Source organism: Stenotrophomonas sp. GD03680, assembly GCF_029844625.1.
In the GTDB taxonomy this organism is placed as follows: domain Bacteria; phylum Pseudomonadota; class Gammaproteobacteria; order Xanthomonadales; family Xanthomonadaceae; genus Stenotrophomonas; species Stenotrophomonas maltophilia_P.
Window position 1 is genome coordinate 1 of the sequence record NZ_JAOCKC010000031.1, and the last position, 18,468, is coordinate 18,468.

At 65.9% G+C, this 18,468-nt stretch carries 14 protein-coding genes and 1 pseudogene; 8 read left to right on the top strand and 7 right to left on the bottom strand.

Annotation, left to right across the window (positions count from 1 at the left end):
* Window positions 1–111: 111 nt before the first annotated feature.
* Window positions 112–2,022 carry a CocE/NonD family hydrolase gene (locus N5J29_RS18055; protein ID WP_164151865.1) on the top strand — a complete coding sequence of 637 codons (1,911 nt, stop codon included), beginning with the start codon at window positions 112–114 and terminating at the stop codon, window positions 2,020–2,022.
* Window positions 2,023–2,117: 95 nt separating this feature from the next.
* Here N5J29_RS18055 and N5J29_RS18060 read toward each other — a convergent pair whose 3' ends face one another.
* Window positions 2,118–3,209, bottom strand: coding sequence for an alkene reductase (locus tag N5J29_RS18060; protein ID WP_164151863.1), 1,092 nt, complete (start codon window positions 3,207–3,209; stop codon window positions 2,118–2,120).
* A gap of 172 nt (window positions 3,210–3,381) precedes the next feature.
* Between N5J29_RS18060 and N5J29_RS18065 the strand changes: the two genes are divergently transcribed.
* The 7 genes and pseudogenes from N5J29_RS18065 (at window position 3,382) to N5J29_RS18095 (ending at window position 11,263) form a co-directional block, all read left to right on the top strand.
* Window positions 3,382–4,140 carry an SDR family NAD(P)-dependent oxidoreductase gene (locus N5J29_RS18065; RefSeq protein ID WP_053517641.1) on the top strand — a complete coding sequence of 253 codons (759 nt, stop codon included), beginning with the start codon at window positions 3,382–3,384 and terminating at the stop codon, window positions 4,138–4,140.
* 127 nt (window positions 4,141–4,267) lie between these two features.
* Window positions 4,268–4,717, top strand: coding sequence for an MgtC/SapB family protein (locus tag N5J29_RS18070; protein ID WP_053517640.1), 450 nt, complete (start codon window positions 4,268–4,270; stop codon window positions 4,715–4,717).
* 215 nt (window positions 4,718–4,932) lie between these two features.
* Complete coding sequence (gene lldP / locus N5J29_RS18075) at window positions 4,933–6,591, top strand: L-lactate permease (protein ID WP_065182750.1); 1,659 nt, start codon at window positions 4,933–4,935, stop codon at window positions 6,589–6,591.
* Between the two features lie 71 nt (window positions 6,592–6,662).
* Window positions 6,663–7,427 carry a transcriptional regulator LldR gene (gene lldR, locus N5J29_RS18080; protein ID WP_053517636.1) on the top strand — a complete coding sequence of 255 codons (765 nt, stop codon included), beginning with the start codon at window positions 6,663–6,665 and terminating at the stop codon, window positions 7,425–7,427.
* A 4-nt stretch (window positions 7,428–7,431) separates the two neighbouring features.
* Window positions 7,432–8,571, top strand: coding sequence for an FMN-dependent L-lactate dehydrogenase LldD (gene lldD, locus N5J29_RS18085; protein WP_164151861.1), 1,140 nt, complete (start codon window positions 7,432–7,434; stop codon window positions 8,569–8,571).
* Complete coding sequence (dld, locus tag N5J29_RS18090) at window positions 8,568–10,268, top strand: D-lactate dehydrogenase (protein ID WP_164151859.1); 1,701 nt, start codon at window positions 8,568–8,570, stop codon at window positions 10,266–10,268. Before lldD ends, dld begins: the two co-directional genes overlap by 4 nt.
* 111 nt (window positions 10,269–10,379) lie before the next feature.
* Window positions 10,380–11,263 (top strand): annotated as a pseudogene (locus N5J29_RS18095) (hypothetical protein).
* A gap of 116 nt (window positions 11,264–11,379) precedes the next feature.
* On the opposite strand, the gene N5J29_RS18100 reads toward N5J29_RS18095, so the two are convergent.
* The 6 genes from N5J29_RS18100 to N5J29_RS18125 form a co-directional block, all read right to left on the bottom strand.
* A complete protein-coding gene (locus N5J29_RS18100; RefSeq protein ID WP_053517630.1) occupies window positions 11,380–11,685 on the bottom strand; it encodes an I78 family peptidase inhibitor in 306 nt (101 codons plus the stop codon).
* A 225-nt stretch (window positions 11,686–11,910) separates the two neighbouring features.
* Window positions 11,911–12,480 carry a hypothetical protein gene (locus N5J29_RS18105; protein WP_164151857.1) on the bottom strand — a complete coding sequence of 190 codons (570 nt, stop codon included), beginning with the start codon at window positions 12,478–12,480 and terminating at the stop codon, window positions 11,911–11,913.
* Window positions 12,477–13,061: a hypothetical protein gene (locus tag N5J29_RS18110; protein WP_164151856.1), complete on the bottom strand. Its 585-nt coding sequence runs from the start codon at window positions 13,059–13,061 to the stop codon at window positions 12,477–12,479. Before N5J29_RS18110 ends, N5J29_RS18105 begins: the two co-directional genes overlap by 4 nt.
* A gap of 133 nt (window positions 13,062–13,194) precedes the next feature.
* Window positions 13,195–15,078: a TIGR02594 family protein gene (locus N5J29_RS18115; protein WP_065182755.1), complete on the bottom strand. Its 1,884-nt coding sequence runs from the start codon at window positions 15,076–15,078 to the stop codon at window positions 13,195–13,197.
* An 11-nt stretch (window positions 15,079–15,089) separates the two neighbouring features.
* Complete coding sequence (locus N5J29_RS18120; RefSeq protein WP_164151854.1) at window positions 15,090–15,602, bottom strand: hypothetical protein; 513 nt, start codon at window positions 15,600–15,602, stop codon at window positions 15,090–15,092.
* Entirely contained in the window at window positions 15,599–18,466 is a 2,868-nt protein-coding gene (locus N5J29_RS18125) for a type VI secretion system Vgr family protein (protein ID WP_239519784.1), read from the bottom strand. Before N5J29_RS18125 ends, N5J29_RS18120 begins: the two co-directional genes overlap by 4 nt.
* Window positions 18,467–18,468 lie beyond the last annotated feature (2 nt).

Sequence of the window (18,468 nt, forward strand, 5' to 3'; positions counted from 1 at the left end):
CACATGTGCCATCAGTCCTGCCCGCATCCGCCGCAGAATGCAAAGCCGTCACACCCTTCACAGGGCAGGGCAGGAGTAGGCTTGGAACTTTCCCGCCGGAAGGGGTTGTCCATGCGTGTGCGTGCCGTTGCAATAGCCATCGCCCTTTGCCTGTCCAGCAGCGTGCTGGCTGCCGATACTCCGCCGATGACCCCGGACATCAGCGGCAAGCCTTTCGTTGCCCCGGATGTGGGGCGCGACTACGACAAGCGCGTGGTGATGGTGCCGATGCGTGATGGCACCAGGCTGTATACGGTGATCGTGGTACCCAAGGGCGCCCGTAACGCGCCGATCCTGCTGACCCGCACGCCCTACGATGCTGCCGGCCGCGCCAACCGCAGTGACTCGCCGCGCATGCGCGACCTGCTGCCACAGGGCGACGAGGTGTTCGTCGACAGCGGTTACATCCGCGTATTCCAGGACATCCGTGGCAAGTACGGCTCCGAAGGCGATTACGTGATGACCCGGCCGCTGCGCGGGCCGTTGAACAACACCAAGGTGGATCACTCCACCGACGCCTGGGACACCATCGACTGGCTGGTGAAGCACGTGCCCGAGAGCAACGGCAAGGTCGGCATGCTGGGCTCGTCCTATGAAGGTTTCACCGTGGTGATGGCGTTGACCGATCCGCATCCGGCGTTGAAGGTGGCGGCGCCACAGAGCCCGATGGTCGATGGCTGGATGGGCGACGACTGGCTCAACTACGGTGCCTTCCGCCAGGTCAACTTCAACTACTTCGCGATGCAGACCGAGAAGCGCGGCAAGGGCACGCCGCTGCCGAGCCTGGGCTATGACGACTACAGCACGTTCCTGCGCATCGGCTCGGCTGGCGACTACGCCCGTTTCACCGGCGTGGACCAGCTGACCTGGTGGAAGAAGCTGGTCGAGCACCCGGCGTATGACGCCTTCTGGCAGGGCCAGGCGCTGGATGCGGTGATGGCCAAGACGCCGTTGAAGGTGCCGACCCTGTGGTTGCAGGGCCTGTGGGACCAGGAGGACATGTGGGGTGCCAACCACGCCTACCAGGCGATGGAAGGACGCGATAGCGGCAACGACCGCAACTATCTGGTGATGGGGCCATGGCGGCACAGCCAGGTGAACTACAGCGCCAGCGAACTGGGCGCGCTGAAGTTCGACGGCGATACCGCGCTGCAGTTCCGCCGCGATGTGCTCAAGCCGTTCTTCGACCAGTACCTGGTGGACGGCGCGCCGAAGGCGGACACACCGCCGGTGCTGATCTACAACACCGGTGAAAACCACTGGGATCGCCTGAAGGGCTGGCCGCGCAGCTGCGACCAGGGGTGCGCCGCCAGCAGCAAACCGCTTTATCTGCGTGCCGGCGGCAAGCTGGCGTTCCAGGCGCCGGCGGCGGGCGAGGGCGACTTCGAGGAATACGTGTCCGACCCCGCCAAGCCGGTGCCGTTCGTGCCGCGCCCGATCCGCTTCGGCGACCGCGACATGTGGACCACCTGGCTGGTCAAGGACCAGCGCTTTGTCGATGGTCGCCCGGACGTGTTGACCTTCATCACCGAACCGCTGACGGCGCCGCTGCGCATCGGCGGCGCGCCGGTGGTTCACCTGCAGGCGTCCACCAGCGGCACCGACAGCGACTGGGTGGTGAAGCTGATCGATGTGTATCCGGACCAGGAGGCCTCGGCGCCGGAGATGGGCGGCTATGAGCTGCCGGTGTCACTGGCGATCTTCCGTGGCCGCTACCGCGAAAGCTTCAGCGATCCGAAGCCGCTGGCGGCGAACCAGGTGCTGCCCTACCGCTTCGACCTGCCCAACGCCAACCACACCTTCCAGAAGGGGCACCGGGTCATGGTGCAGGTGCAGTCGAGTCTGTTCCCGCTGTATGACCGCAACCCGCAGACCTATGTGCCGAACATCTACCTGGCCAAGCCGGGCGACTACCAGAAGGCCACGCAGCGGGTCTGGCACAGCGCGGCGCAGGCCAGCTACATCGATCTGCCGGTGTACTGAAACGGGGCGGGCAACGCCGGGCCTGGCCCGGCGCCACCTTCCATGGGCAACGCCGGGCCATGCCCGGTCGCGGTGGACCGGGCATGCAGCCGTCGTCAGGCATCCAGTGCCGGGTAGTCGATGTAGCCGTGTTCGCCACCGCCATACAACGTGGCCGGGTCGAGCTCGGCCAACGGCGCACCGCTGCGCAGTCGAGCGACCAGATCCGGGTTGGCAATGAAGGACCGACCAAACGCGATCATGTCGGCATAGCCGCTGGCAAGGGCCTGCCCGGCACGCTCAGCGTCGTATCCGTTGTTGGCGATCCAGGCACCACGGAAGCGTGCGCGCAGCGCAGGGTAGTCGAACGGGATGTTGTCCCGATCGCCACCGGTTGCACCTTCGATGACATGGATGAAGGCCAGTCCGTCGATCGTGTCCAGGCGCTCCACTGCAAGGTTGAACAGCGGTTGCGGGTTGCTGTCATGGGCATCATTGACCGGCGTGACCGGTGACAGGCGCACGCCGGTGCGGGCGGCGCCGATTGCTTCGGCGACCGCGCTGACCACCTCGAACAGCAGCCGCGTACGGTTCTCGATGCTTCCACCGTAGGCATCGTCCCGATGGTTGCTGCCATCGCGCAGGAACTGGTCGATCAGGTAGCCGTTGGCTGCATGTACCTCGACGCCATCGAAGCCTGCGGCAATGGCATTGCGCGCGGCGACGCGGTAATCCTCGATGAGTTGCGGGATCTCCTCCAGCGCCAATGCGCGCGGCGCGGAGACATCCTCGAATCCATTGGCGGTGAAGGTCTTGCCGTTGGCGCGGAGGGCGCTGGGTGCCACCGGCACTTCGCCTTCCGGCAGCAGGCTGGTGTGGGAGATGCGACCCACATGCCACAGCTGCAGCACGATGCGGCCACCTTCGGCGTGTACCGCGTCGGTGATGGATTTCCACGCAGCGACCTGCTCGGCGCTGTAGATACCCGGCGTATCAAGGTAGCCCTGGCCCAGAGGGCTGATCTGGGTGGCTTCTGCAATGATCAGGCCAGCACTGGCACGTTGGCGGTAATAGGTGATCGCCAGCGGAGAAGGGACGCGGTCGGGCAGGGCGCGGTTGCGCGTCAGCGGTGCCATGGCGATGCGGTTCGCGGCAGCGATGTCACCCAGGTGAGTGGGCGTGAACAGCAGGGCGTCAGCGGGATTCATTGGAGTTTCCACAGCAGGGGAGGGTGAGGTTGAGCATACGGTCGAACGCGTTGCAGCGATGGGAAGGTTCGTTGCAGCGCCTGGAAGTGGCGCGGCCGTAACACGGCGGGGCGTACCGTGGGTCGCGGGTGGACGCGTGTCCACATCGATTCCCGATAGATGGAGAACACAGATGATCGACTATCAGCTCGGCGGCAAGACGGCGATCGTGACCGGTGGCGTTTCCGGCATCGGCCTGGCCGTGGCCGAACTGCTGGCAGCGTCCGGTGCTGCGGTGTCAGTGTGGGACCTGAAGCAGGACGCGGTGGACGCCACCGTGGAAGCGCTGGCCCGGCGTGGCAGCCGCGCCATCGGCATCGCCCTGGATGTCACGGATGAGGCTGCCGTGGAGGCGGCGGTGCAGCGCACAGTGAAGGAGCTGGGCGGGGTGCACGTCGCGGTCAACAACGCCGGCATCAGCGGTCCGGCGGCGAGCAGCGGCGACTATCCCGTCGATGGCTGGAAGCGGGTGGTCGATGTGAATCTGACCAGTGTATTCCTGTGCCAGCGTGCGCAGATCCAGGCCATGCGCGCGGCCGGGAAGGGCGGGAGCATCATCAACATGGCCTCGATCCTGGGCCAGGTGGGCTATGCCGGTTCGACCGCGTACGTGGCAGCCAAGCATGGTGTGGTCGGCCTGACGCAGACTGCAGCGTGGGAGCATGCCGCCGATGGCATCCGTGTCAACGCGGTGGGGCCGGGCTTCATCGCCACGCCGCTGCTGGAGAAGATGGATCCGAAGGTGCGCGCCACGCTGGAAGACCGCCACGCGTTGAAGCGCCTGGGCAAGGCCGAGGAAGTGGCGGCGCTGGTGGCCTGGCTGGCCAGCGACGATGCCTCGTTCGCGACCGGCACCTATTACGCGATCGATGGCGGTTATCTGGCGCAGTGATGCGGTGACCGCAGGGACGGTGGTGCCGGGCATGGCCCGGCGCTACCGGGTGAACGGGCCGTGGTGCGGCCTTCACCGCGATCCGACGGCTGACGCGCAACGCTCCGGGAAACTCCCGGAGACGTCGATGGAACTCAACCAGGATGTATCGATCCTGCTGCGCGTGGCCGCCGCGATGCTGTTCGGTGGCGTGCTCGGTATCGAGCGCGAGATGGGCAAGCATGCGGCGGGCCTGCGCACGCACATGATGATTGCCGGCGCCGCAGCGCTCATCGTGGGCCTCGGCGATTCCGTGGCCGAGCATTTCCAGCAGGAGCGCTACCGCGACCTGCTGCAGGTCGACCCGGTGCGCCTGATCGAAGCGGTGGTGGCCTGCGTCGGCTTCGTTGCCGCAGGCACCATCCTGCGTGGCAGCCGCGAGGACCAGGTCAGCGGGCTGACCACGGCCAGTTCGCTGGTGATGGCCGCCGCCATCGGGATTGCGGTGGGCATCGGCAAGTACGTCATTGCCCTTGGTGTGAGCGTGCTGTGCCTGCTGGTGCTGGCGGTGATGCGACGGTTGGCGGACAGGCTCTAGCGGGGCAGCACCTTCGAGCTTCTGTCATGCGGCGCTTTATTGGTAATACCAATATGCCCGGTAACTCTATGGTCTAATAGGCTCTTCGTCGAAATGGCGGTTCAATCGGCCTCAAGTGGTCCGATGAATCTGATTATTGGTAATACCAATAACCGTGACCACGGCGTCCCATCGCATGCGGTGGGGAAACATTCCGCCCCCCGTCGAGAGCCTCCATGCAGCCCTGGCAACACCTGTACGACCCCGCCGGCAACCTGTGGTTGTCCAGCCTGATCGCGTTGCTGCCGATCGCGTTCTTCTTCGTTGCCCTGGCCGTGCTGCGCATGAAAGGCTGGCTGGCCGGCACGATCACCGTGGCCATCGCACTGGCCGTGGCCCTGCTGTTCTACCGCATGCCGCTGACCCAGGCGTTGGGAGCGGCCGGCTTCGGTTTCGTCTACGGGCTGTGGCCGATCGCCTGGATCATCATCGGCGCGGTGTTCCTGTACAAGGTCTCGGTCAAGACCGGGCAGTTCGACATCATCCGCGCTTCGATCCTGTCGGTGACCGAAGACCAGCGCCTGCAGATGCTGATGGTCGGCTTCGCCTTCGGTGCCTTCCTGGAAGGCGCGGCGGGGTTTGGCGCGCCGGTGGCGATCACCGCAGCGCTGCTGGTCGGGCTGGGCTTCAAGCCGCTGTATGCAGCGGGCCTGTGCCTGATCGTCAATACCGCGCCGGTGGCATTCGGTGCGATGGGCATTCCGATCATCGTGGCGGGACAGGTCACCGGGCTGGAGGCCTTCGAGATCGGCCAGATGGCCGGTCGCCAGCTGCCGTTCCTGACCATCATCGTGCTGTTCTGGATCATGGCGATCATGGATGGCTGGCGTGGCGTCAGGGAAACCTGGCCGGCTGTGCTGGTGGCCGGCGGGTCGTTCGCCATTGCCCAGTACCTGACCTCCAACTTCATCGGGCCGGAGCTGCCGGACATCACCGCGTCGCTGGCGTCGCTGGTGTGCCTGACCCTGTTCCTGCGCCGCTGGAAGCCGGTACGGATCTTCCGCTTCGATACCGAAACCAGCGCTGAGGCGGCTGCCCAGGCGCTGGAAGCGCCGCGCTACAGCGTTGGCCAGATCGCCAAGGCCTGGTCGCCGTTCCTGATCCTTACCGCGATGGTCACGCTGTGGAGCATCAAGCCGTTCAAGTCGCTGTTCGCGGCGGGTGGCCCGCTGGAAAGCTGGGTGCTGAAGATCCCGGTGCCGGGCCTGGACCAGATGGTGCAGAAGATGCCACCGATCGTGCCTGCGCCGTTGAGCTACGAGGCGGTCTATAAATTCGACGCGTTCTCGGCCACAGGCACGTCGATCATCCTCGCCGCAGTGATTGCCATCATCGCCCTGCGCATGCCGGCCAAGGCGGCGCTGCAGACCTTCGGCGAGACCGTGCGCGAGCTGCGCACACCGATCTATTCGATCGGCATGGTGCTGGCCTTCGCCTTCATCGCCAACTATTCGGGCCTGTCGGCCACGCTGGCGCTGGCGCTGGCCCACACCGGCAAGGCATTCACCTTCTTCTCGCCGTTCCTGGGCTGGCTGGGCGTGTTCCTGACCGGCTCGGACACGTCCTCCAACGCGCTGTTTTCGGCCTTGCAGGCCACCACTGCGCAGCAGATCGGCGTGTCCGAGGTGCTGCTGGTGGCGGCCAACACCACCGGCGGCGTCACCGGCAAGATGATCTCGCCGCAGTCGATTGCCATCGCCTGCGCCGCGGTCGGCCTGGCCGGCAAGGAATCGGACCTGTTCCGCTTCACTGTCAAGCACAGTCTGATCTTCACCGTGATGGTCGGCCTGATCACCACCGCGCAGGCGTACTGGCTGACCTGGATGATTCCCTGAGCCATGCAGCCGACGACCTATCCGCGCAGCATGGGCCGCACCTGCCAGGCGCTTCGGGCCACAATGGCGCCATGAGCACGCAACGGATTTCAGACAAGGTGGCCGCGCAGCTGCGTGGTCTGGTGCAGGAGCGGCAGCTGCAGCCGGGTGACCGGCTTCCGGCCGAGCGCGCGCTGGCTGTGCAGCTGGGTGTCTCGCGCACGGCGCTGCGCGAGGCCATCGCGCAGTTGTCCAGCCAGGGCCTGCTGAGCGCACGCGTGGGCGGCGGCACCTACGTGGCGGAGCCGGCCACGCGCGCGCGGCAGGCGCTGGATGAACCCCTGGCTCCGTACCTGCCGTTGTTCCAGGGCGACCCGGAATACCGCTTCGACGTGCTGGAGATCCGTCACGCGCTGGAAGGAGCGACGGCCTGGCATGCAGCGCTGCGTGCCACCGATGAGGATCGGGCACGCATCGCCCAGGCCTTCCAGACCATGATGGATGCGCATGGCAAGGATGATCCTTCAGGCGAGGCGGAGGCCGATGCGGCCTTCCACCTGTCCATCGCCGAAGCGTCGCACAACCTGGTGCTGCTGCAGGTGATGCGTGGCCTGTTCGATCTGCTGCAGACCAACATCTCGCAGAGCCGCGAGAAACTCTATACCTCGGCGAGGACCTTCTCGCCGTTGTCCGACCAGCACCGCGAGATGATGGATGCCGTGCTGGCCGGTGATCCGGAGCGCGCGCGCGCCGCCGCGCATGCCCACCTCGAGTTCGTGCACACCACGCTGCGCACGCTCGACGACAACGAAGCCCGGCGCGCGCGGGCCTCGCGCCTGCCTTCCCCACACGGTTGACCCCATGATCATCTCCGCCTCCACCGATTACCGCGCCGCAGCCAAACGCCGGCTGCCGCCGTTCCTGTTCCACTACATCGATGGCGGCGCCTATGCCGAGCACACGCTGAAGCGCAACGTTTCGGATCTGTCCGACATCGCACTGCGCCAGCGCATCCTGCGCAACATGTCCGACCTGAGCCTGGAGACCGAGCTGTTCGGCGAGACGCTTGCGATGCCGGTGGCACTGGCGCCGGTCGGCCTCACCGGCATGTATGCACGCCGCGGTGAAGTGCAGGCGGCGCGGGCAGCTGACAGCCGCGGCATTCCGTTCACCCTGTCCACCGTGTCGGTGTGCCCGATCGAGGAAGTGGCCCCGGCGATCCAGCGGTCGATGTGGTTCCAGCTGTACGTGCTGCGCGATCGCGGCTTCATGCGCAACGCCCTGGAGCGCGCCCAGGCGGCGGGCGTTACGACGCTGGTATTCACCGTGGACATGCCGGTACCGGGTGCGCGCTATCGAGACGCGCACTCCGGCATGAGCGGTCCGAATGCTCCGCTGCGCCGCATCGGCCAGGCCATCACCCATCCGCGCTGGGCCTGGGACGTGGGTCTGTTCGGACGTCCGCACGATCTCGGCAACATCTCCACCTATCGCGGCAACCCCACCGGGCTGGAGGACTATATCGGCTGGCTGGGCAGCAACTTCGATCCATCCATTTCGTGGAAGGACCTGGAATGGATCCGCGAGTTCTGGAAGGGACCGATGGTGATCAAGGGCATCCTCGACCCGGAAGACGCACGCGACGCGGTTGCATTCGGTGCCGACGGCATCGTGGTCTCCAATCACGGGGGGCGCCAGCTCGATGGTGTGCTGTCCACCGCACGCGCGCTGCCGGCCATCGCTGACGCGGTACAGGGCGACCTGAAGATCCTCGCCGATTCCGGCATCCGCACCGGACTGGACGTGGTGCGCATGCTGGCGCTGGGCGCTGACACCGTGCTGCTGGGACGTGCCTTCGTCTATGCGCTCGCGGCGCAGGGTGAGGCCGGCGTGGCCAACCTGCTGGACCTGATCGCCAAGGAGATGCGCGTGGCAATGACGCTGACCGGCGCACACCGCATTGCCGACATCGGCCGAGATTCACTGGTGCGCCTGCCATGACTGGCCACGGGGCCATGCTGTCGCAGCTGCGTGCTGCTGTCGGCAGCCGCCATGTGCTGACCCGCGACAAGGCGACCCGCCGCTTCCGCCGGGGCTATCGCTTCGGCGACGGCGCGGTGCTGGCCGTGGTGCGTCCGGGCACGTTGCTGGAATTGTGGCGTGTGCTGCAGGCGGCAGTGCAGGGTGGGGCAGCGATCATCCTGCAGGCCGCCAATACCGGCCTGACCGGCGGCTCGACCCCGGATGGCAATGATTATGGGCGCCCGGTCGTGCTGGTCAGCACCCTGCGCCTGACCGGCATCCAGTTGCTGAACGAAGGCCGCCAGGTGGTGTGTCTGCCGGGCGCCACCCTGGACCGGCTGGAGCAGACGCTGGCGCCGCTGGGGCGCGAGCCGCATTCGGTGATCGGCTCGTCCTGCATCGGCGCCTCGGTGCTGGGCGGCATCTGCAACAACTCCGGCGGTGCGCTGGTGCGGCGTGGCCCCGCTTATACCGAGCTGGCGCTATATGCGCAGGTTGATGCGCAGGGCCGGTTGCAGCTGGTCAACCACCTGGGCATCGCGCTGGGCGATACGCCCGAGCAGATCCTGCAGCGCTTGCAGGCCGGTGACTACGATGCCGCCGATGTCAGCGACGGCGACGGCCGTTCCGCGTCCGACCCGCGCTACGCCGACGAGGTGCGCAGGGTCGATGCCGATACACCGGCGCGCTTCAATGCCGATCCCGGTCGTCACTACGAAGCGGCGGGTTCAGCCGGCAAACTGGCGGTGTTCGCGGTGCGCCTGGATACGTTTGAGAAGGAGCCCGCCGAGGTCTTTTACATCGGCAGTAACCGTACCGGGAGTTTCACCGCCATCCGCCGCCAACTGCTGACCGGCTTCGATCGCCTGCCGATCGCCGGTGAGTACATCCACCGAGACGCCTACGATATCGGCGAGCGCTATGGAAAGGACACATTCCTGCTGATCGACCGGCTCGGGACCGCACGGGTGCCCGCAGCATTCGCACTGAAGAGCAGGGTTGACGGCTGGTTTGAGCGGCTGGGCCTGCGCGGCGTGACCGACCGGGTGATGCAGGTGCTGACCGGCCTGTTGCCCTCGCACCTGCCCCAGCGCATGGGCGAGTTCCGGCAGCGTTACGAGCATCATCTGCTGCTGAAGGTCTCCGCACAGGATGCAGCGGAGACCGAGGCCTGGTTGCAGCAATTCTTCGCCGAGCACGAAGGCGGCTATTTCCACTGCACGGCCGAAGAAGGGCGCAAGGCCTTCCTGCATCGTTTTGCCGTGGCCGGTGCTGCCGTGCGCTATCGCGAGGTGCATCGTCAACAGGTGCAGGACATCGTCGCGCTCGACATCGCATTGCGTCGCGACGACGCAGACTGGTTCGAGCAGCTGCCCGCCGCCATCGAAAGTCGCCTGCTGCACAAACTGTACTACGGCCACTTCCTGTGCCACGTGTTCCACCAGGACTACATTGCACGCAAGGGCGAAGATCCGATGGCGATCGAGCACGCGATGTGGGCACTGCTCGACCGGCGCGGGGCCGAGTATCCGGCCGAGCACAACGTCGGTCACCTGTACCCGGCCAAGCCGGCGCTGGCTGGGTTCTACCGACAGTTGGACCCGAGCAACACCTTCAACCCGGGCATCGGGCAGACTTCGAAGGCCAAGGGCTGGGGTGGCTGCGACTGCGGATGATGTAGACCCGAGCCCGTGCTCGGCTGCACTTCCCGGCAGGCAGCAGTCGAGCATGGCTCGACTCTACCCGGGCAACGGTTACCATCGGACTTCCAGCCGCAGGAGCCGCCCATGCCCTCCATCGTTGTCCGCACGACCACGTGTGCTGCACTGCTGGCCGCCCCGATCCTGGTGTTGGCGCAGGGCTCGATCCTGCCACAGCAGCGCGATGCGGCCGGCAATGTGATGGAGCCGCTGGGGCAGGTGCTGATCACCCGGGAGGCAGGCCCGGCAGGACTTTATGAGTGCACCCGGGACGGCAACTGGTGCGTACGCGTGCAACCGGTGGCCGAAGAGGGGAAGCGGCCCACCGTGCTGGAAGTGCTTGAGAAGGTGCCGGGCCAGGGCAAGCCGCACAGCTACCACGTCCGCATTGACGTGCCGCAGGAAAGCGAACTGAAGCTGTGGCCGTGGATCGTACGCCTGGCACCCGGTGTCGGCGCGGATGAGGACGTGATTGACCCGCAGCCGCGTGCCCGCCAGAACGTACTGGTAGGCGCCACGGTCACCTTCAGCATGATGTACTCCGGCGGTGGGGCAGACGCATCGACGCTGCAGCTGGCACGCGTGCGCCACCTGCAGGATGGCATCCAGGTGGACGATGATGTGCTGACCGTGCCGTGGGTGGGCAACGCGATGATCCGTGCCTGCTTCAGCGAGCAGGACATCAGGCAGCGTGCCGGTGCCTGCCACGATGAGTATGGATTCTCGGCAAAGCTGGGGCTGGATCCGGCAGTGCAGGGCATGCCGGTGCTTCGTTACCAGACGGTGGCGACCCGCTTCCCCGCAGGTGCATCGCGTTTCGAGGATTCGCTGGCGAAGGGGCCGTTGAAGACGAAGGACCTGCGCACCGAGCAGGATCCCGCGTGCAGCTATTCGCGTCTTTTCCGTTTCAGTGAGGCCGTTTTCACCCCGACCAGCCACTGCCGGATTGTGCGGGCTATACCGAACCCTGAGCCCTGTCACGCTGGTCCATGCCCGACGCGCGTTCTGTGTAGAGCCGAGCCCACGCTCGGCTGCCACTGAACAGCAGCCGAGCGTGGGCTCGGCTCTACAGAAGCCCGCGCGGTGGTTACTCGCAGCGGGCTGCGGTGATGATGTTGTCCTTGTCCATGTAGACGCGCAGGCGATCCGGACGGATATCCTTGGTGGTAATCGTGGTCGGGCCGATCGGGTTGACCAGGCCGGCGCCGCTCTCACGCGACAGACGACGCATGTTCTCCTCATTGCCCGGCTGGCCGATTGCCCAGCCAAGCTGGCTGGCGTCGCAGCGGCCGGTGCCCTTCACCTCCGGCCCGGGCGTACTCACACAGGCGGCGAGCAGCATCGGCGTGGCGACTGCGGCCAGTGCAAGGCCGACGGAACGGAAACGGGTCATGAGCGGCGCTCCTGCGAGATGGTGGCGCCACCATAGCACCCTGCCCGTGGCGACGGCATGCGTTGGATCAAAGGAGGGGGCTCGGGAGCACAGGCACTGACGAGGTTGGCGCGTCCTGGCCGTGACCCTTCACGCCTGCGGAGCGCATGGAGCGCGTCTGCACGTTGCGAGTCAACCCAGCATCATCCTGGCATTCGGCCTATCGGTTTCGCGTCGCATCTGTCGCTATTCACTGCAGGCCTGGATCAGGTCAATGCCGGCTGGACCGCGATAGCGCATCGTCGCCGGGTCGAACTGCAGCTGGATCTTCCCGGTACGGATGGTGCCATTCTGCCCAGTCGGGCAGTCCCGTGTCGCGTCCAGTGCTGGCCAGGCAGCATGCGGCGCGACAGGGGCCGTCAATGTCGTGAACCTGCCCTCCAACAGACGGATATAGGTTCCATCCGCACACTGGGCAAGGATCAGTTTATCGATGACATCGACATCGCCGTAGCTGCTGCCGAAGTAGGTGAGGATCGCGTCCTCGCGCCCGTCGTTGTTGAGATCGGGCGTGTCGTTCAAGAAGGTCTTTCCCCGCTGACCGCTGTATGGGCAGTCCTCGTCATTCCCCGGTGGACATGCACTGACGCGCTTCCCCTCCACCGGTACCAGTTCGATCCTGTCATCGATGGCGGTTGCACACGCGCGTTGCAGCGAGCCGGGCGGCGGAGTGCGCGCGATGGCGACGTCCGCGGCAGCGGAGAGCGCCAGCAGCAGGAGAGCCTGATGCAGGCGCTGCCATCGTGACGACGTCACGGTGAACTTCCGCGCTTGATCGCCTCCCACACCTTGTCTACGTGCGCGCGAAGCACGGGCGCAGCCGAAGCCAGCGCGGGATCGTCCTGCCGGTCGCCGCCGAAGGGTTCATCGCCTTCCACCTCCACCAGCGATTCACCACGTACTTCGTAATACTGCTCGCCCTGGCGAAGCCCAATGCGCAGCTGCTGCGGATCGACGCCGCCACCGCAGAAGCTGTGGCTGGCCAGCGTCAACTCGGCGCGGCCATCCTTGTCCAGGTCCGTTGCAGTCACCTGGTCCAGGAAGTAGCCGGCCTCCAGATCCAGACCTTCGCATTGAACCGGATCTTCCACGCTCCACCGCGAGGCCCAAGGAGCCGCTTGTCCGGCGCGCCGGAACAGCTCCGCACGCAGCGTGATCTGATCGATCGCCTCTTCATCGCCCTGCGCCGGCACTGTCTGCTCGCTGCGCGAAAGAAGCAGCAGGCCCGGCCCGTCGATGTCATTGAACACCACTTGCTTCAGCAGCGTGCCCGAGTAGAGGTCTTTCAGTTCCGCATCTGCCAGGGCGGGCAACAGCTCCAGTCGACCAGCGGGCACGGCCTCAACCTGCCCGGGAAGTGCGTGTGCATTCGTTGCGGCATCGTCTGCTGCATCTGCAACCGGTGAGGACGGCGCACCGCAGCCGACTGCACCGAGTGCAAGCACGGCCAGCACGGCAAGTCGCAGCTGATCAGCGCGTATTGTCGCCAGCCTTTTTGGCCACGACAATGCCGAGCGCCGCGTTGAGGTCCGTGGCTGCCAGTTCATCGAGTTTGGTTTCCTTGAGTTCCTTCTGCGCGAATGGCAGATAGCTTTTCGGCACGTAGTAACGCAGCGTTGCAGGGTTGAAGCGGACAAAATTGATCTGGTCGCTCTGGTTGCCACCCAGCAGCACAGGTCGACCGCGGTCCATGGCGTAGACGAACCCTACGTGCGACGTACCGACCAGGGCTACCGCGCCGAACACCGGTTCGTCGATCTGGCTGAAGCGCGTGGTGTCGGCGGCGAACGAACGCGCGCGGTACGGGTGTGGAGATGATATAGCGTATCCGGCCGTGCGAAGGCACCAGTTCACGAACGATGCGCACCAAGCGTTGGAGCTTCCGGCCAGCGTAGTGAACTGCTTCCCGTAGCCGAGTTCGGAATGGAAGTTGATGGTGCGGCTGATCTCAGCCTCTTTCTTGCCCGCCCATTTGCGCGCCTGTGCATAGGCGTGCTCCACCCAAGGTGCGCGCTTCTGCGAAAACGGAATGATTGCGATTGGGTGGCCTTCGCCCTCGCGACTTCGGGTATCCCGTGCCTGTACTGACGCCGGCGGCCGCACAGCAGCAGCAGGTGTTTCCGGCGGAGGCTTCACCAGCGAGGGCCGATCAGACGTTTGCGGATTCCCGCTGTTGCCCGCTCGCCGGGAAGACCCGGCCGCTGACGGGGGCACGGCTTCGACCCCAACAGGCAGCGTGATTTTCTGGCCAGGGTTGATTCGATTGGCATTGCTGATCGACGGATTGGCGGCCATCAGCGCATCGACGCTGGTGTGATGGCGGTCTGCAATTCGGCTCAGCGTGTCGCCGGAGCGAACGCTGTAGCTGGCTTGACGTGACCTTGTTGGAGTCGCCGGGGCGCCGTCGTTGGCTGCGTCAGCCGGCGCCTTTCCGTAGATCCAAACCACATGACCGGGATAGATGCGGTTGCGGTTGCGGATATGGTTGTTGCTCACCAGATCGTCAACTGAGGTCTTGAACCTGCTGGCGATCGAGGCGAGAGTGTCGCCTGGCTGCACCACGTAGCGCAGCGGTGTGCGCTTCTCCTTGCTGGGCTGCGTTGGAGTGTGTGGTTGCGAATTCCCGCCGACCGTCATCATGTTGCGCGCAAATACCAGGGACGCTGAGGCCTGCTGAAGCGCAAACTGGCCGATTCGGCTTCCAATCTTGCCTGATTCCTCAAGGAAGAGCTCTATCACTTCTCCTGGCTGGCGGGTGATGAATGTCGGCAGCGCCCCGTGCTCATTGGTGGTGACCTTCTTCTCGCCCGTATTGCTGCTACGCACGATCACGGGCGTTGCCGGCATCGGTCGGGCGCCGTCAGACAAGGTGACCTGCGTGGCGTGCACGATCCGTTCCTTGCGTGTCTCAGGCTTTGCATTGAAGCCCTCATATTGCTCCATCGCAGCGATCATGCCGTTGAACTGCTCATCGGTCATGTCCTTGATGACCGTCTGGTCGGTGGCACCAGATCGCTTGCGCACGTATGCCAGATAGGCCGCTGTGTCGTTTTCCGATTCCGGTGCATAGGTATGCATGGCGTTGTACAACGTCATGTCGTTGTACTTGCGGCGCAGCAGTGCGCGCTTCTCGGCGCGGCCATCCTCGGCCGTAGGAAAAATGGCGAACTTGCCGCTCTTCGTATCGGCCTGGCCGATCATCTTGGCGTACTTTCCGCCTGGACGCAGGTTGCCGGGGTTGTTGAGCAGCCAAGCCAGCGAGCCGCCACTGCGGATGAGCTTGTCACCGTTGTCGGCGGTGAACTCCACAGTGCGCGTATCCTTGTTGAAAACCGCGCTGATGTAGGTAGGCATTCCGTGTCGTCCTATCGGGGCGTCAGCGTGCTCAGGGCCTGTGCGACATCAACGCCCTGGGGCAGACGGCGGGTGGAATCGAGCACCAGTACCCAGCGCTCCTCGTCGGGCTGCTGCTTGAGAAGGTAGCGTTTCAGCTCGACGGCAGCGTCGTCGTCGTATGGCGTGTCCTTGAAGGACAACTCAGCGATGTAGAGGACCACCTTGCCCGCCTCGACCCGCACACGCGCATCGCGGAGCGGGAAGTCAGCCGTGGCCGTCGCCTTTACGAGGAAATCCACCGGCGGCGCATCGTTGCGTGCGAGCAGCGGAAGCTGGTTCCACACGGCTTCGTTGGCAATCGGACGGTACTGGAAGCTGTAAACATGGAAACTGTGGGCATTGGAATGACTGACATACCCGGAATTCACGCGCAACGTACCTTGAGCGGTCTTGATGTCAGTGCTGCCGGTCGAGTACTGCTGCGCATTGGCGGAGGGGCCCATGCACAATGCGAGCAGCAGCAGGAAGTGTCGGATGATCATGTTGATGACGGGGGTTCGTTGAGCAGTTCCAGGATCTGTTCGGACGTCAGGGCGCCGGTCGCATCGGCCGCGTCCAGGTTCCCGAGGAAGGGGTCGCTGCCGTCGCTGTCGGGTGTGTCGCCGTCATTCTCGGGTGGGCGGCCCGGCGCCGACACCAACATTTCCCAGGTGTCATCGCCAACCTCCAAGGTCAGCGGCCGACCCAGGCCATCGGCCATCACGCGGGGCAACCGACCGTCCTCACCGATGGTTCCGCTGGCGACCTGTTCGCCTTCGTTGTTGAAGATGCGGTAGGCCTTGTCCTTCCACCCCATTTCCGTGGCCAGTACATCGGCGCCTTCCAGCGCGAAGCGCAGGCTTTCCTTGAACGAGTACAGCCCACTGGGAAGTACCGGCATGGACGGCGCATCACTTCCCCCCCCCATGAACGGATGCTCGCCCGCCTTCACCTTGAACTCGCCCGGGCAGCTGAACGTGATGTTGCCGCCCTCCAGGGTGATCGCGCTGCTGCCGGCCTGCAGCACCACTTTGCTCTGCGCCAGCACATCGATGCGGTCATCGGTGGCGGTGATGGTCAGTGCCTGGTCGCTCAGCAGCTCCAGTTCGCCATCGTTGGCCTGCAGGCTGACCGGGCCCTGGGCGGCGATCACCCGCAGCGGGCCGCTCTGCGCGAACAGTGAGACGTGCTCGCCGGACACCGTGGCGATGGTCTCGCCTGCGCTGATGTGCAGATCCTGCTGCACCGTCATCTGCAGGTTCTGCCCGGCGTAGGCCACCGCGCTGGCTGGCGTGGTCCAGGCAATGTGGTGCGGTGCTTCGGCCAGCAGCAGCGGCTTGGCCAGACGCTCCACCGGCTGGTCACCCGGGCTGCGGCCATCGCCGCCCGGCTTCATCGCGCTTTGTCCGTTGACCTCGCCTTCGTAGCGTCCCTGTGCCTGCGGATCGATCTGCTCGCGCAGCTGCTTTGTGCGCTCGAACTCGGCCAGTCCGGGCACCTGCTGCTGGGCCAGGGTCTGCTGCATCTGCTCCAGGCTGCGCTCGGCGCCCTTGAGCTGCGCCACCACGCTGGCGTTGTCCATGACCGTGGAAGCGGCCCGCTCCTGCGCGCTGGCGGACAGCAGCAGGCCTTCGGCCGCATGCACGTTGCCCCAGCCCTGCGTGGCCAACTCGAAGCCCTCGCCGCGCAGGGCGCCGCGGGCGGTGTTCTGGTGCGCGATCAGGTAGCCCAGCTCCAGCCGGCTGTCGGCCAGCGAGCTGTGCAGGCGCGTACGCAGCTGGCCCGGCGTGTCATCGATCACCCATTGCTGGGTGCCGCTGCCGTCATGGGCCTGGGTGTGCAGGCCGCTGAGTACGCCGGGATGGCGCGCGTTCTCATCGATGCCGCCGCCGAAGGGTGGGGCGACCTCACCGTTGTAGAGCTGGCCGGTGACGCGCGGCTGGTCGATGTCACCGTGCAGGAATTCCACCAGCACTTCGCTGCCGATGCGCGGCAGGAAGGCCGTGCCCCAGTTCGGGCCGGCCACCCATTCGGCCACCGACACCCAGCTGCCGCTGGTGTGGTCGCCGGGCGCATGGCCGGTCTGGGCGCTGCCGGTGTCGGTCAGACCGCCCGGATTGGGCTGGCTGCCGCGCTGCCAGCCGAACTGGATGCGCACCTGGTGTTCGCGGTTCGGGCTGACGGCCGCATTGGCCACACCCACCACGCGTGCGGTCTGCGGGCCATGCAGGGTGGGGCGGTCCTGCGGCAGGGCGCGCAGCGGCACTCCGGCGCCGGTGGCGAGGAAGGCGTTGCGGTAGGCGCCGCGCTCCAGATCGGTACTGCCGAGCAGCTCGGCGATGCCCTGGTCCAGATTGTTGACGGCGACATGCTGCACGGCCAGCAGCTGGAAGCACTGGCCCTCATGCTGCGGATGCTGGGCCAGGCTGAAGGTGCTGCCTGCGGCCAGCTGGCGCTCGCTGCCGCTGCCGCTGTACAGCACCTGGCCAACGCGCAGTGCGTCCAGCCGCGCCTGCGCTTCGGCGTCGGCCCAGGCGGGCTGGGCGAAGCGACCAGCACGCGGCTGCACATAGACCTCCAGCGCGGGCAGGGTGCCGGCATCGGCACTGGACTGCGCCGCCACGGCGTTGACCTGTTCGCTGTGCCAGCTGGCGACGGTACTGGCGTTGGGCACCAGCTGCTGGCGTTCGGCGAAGGCAGTGATGCCATCGCTGCTCTCGGCCATGTCGGCGCGATGGAAACGCACGCGGCCCACATCGGGCAGTCCGGCGCCGGGCTCGAACACCACCAGGGTGTGGGCGGCATCGCCCTCCTGCGCCTGCTCGATGCGCCAGGCCAGGCCAGCCTCGGACAGCAGGCGGGTGACGAAGGCCCAGTCGGTTTCGCGGTACTGGGTGGTGATCGCGCGGGCCGGCAACTGGGCCTGCACGTCGAAGCGGAAGGCGGCCTGCGGGTAGTCGGCGAAGATCTGCTCGCAGATCGCGCGGGTGTCCTGGTCCTGGAAAATCACTGCGTTGCGGCGAAGGCGCAGCAGGGCGGTCCAGGGTTCGAGGGTGAGCCGGTAGCGGGCCAGCCCGCCGTCGCTTCCCAGCTGCGCCGCCTCGGTGCACAGCCCGTGCCACTGCCGCAGCGCGCCATCGGCCTGGCGCAGCTGCAGGGTCAGCGGCTGCTCCAGCCACGGCTCCAGTTCCAGGAACGCATCGGTGGCCAGGCAGTCGATCTGCAGGCGGTTGTCACCGCACACCGATTCGGTGCCTTCAAACCGCTCGACCACAAGGCCCTCGTCAGGGCCCTTGAGCTGGATCAGGCGATCCCGATGCGACAGCGAGGCGAGGGAAGCAAGCAGCGTGGAGCGCGAGATGTCCATAT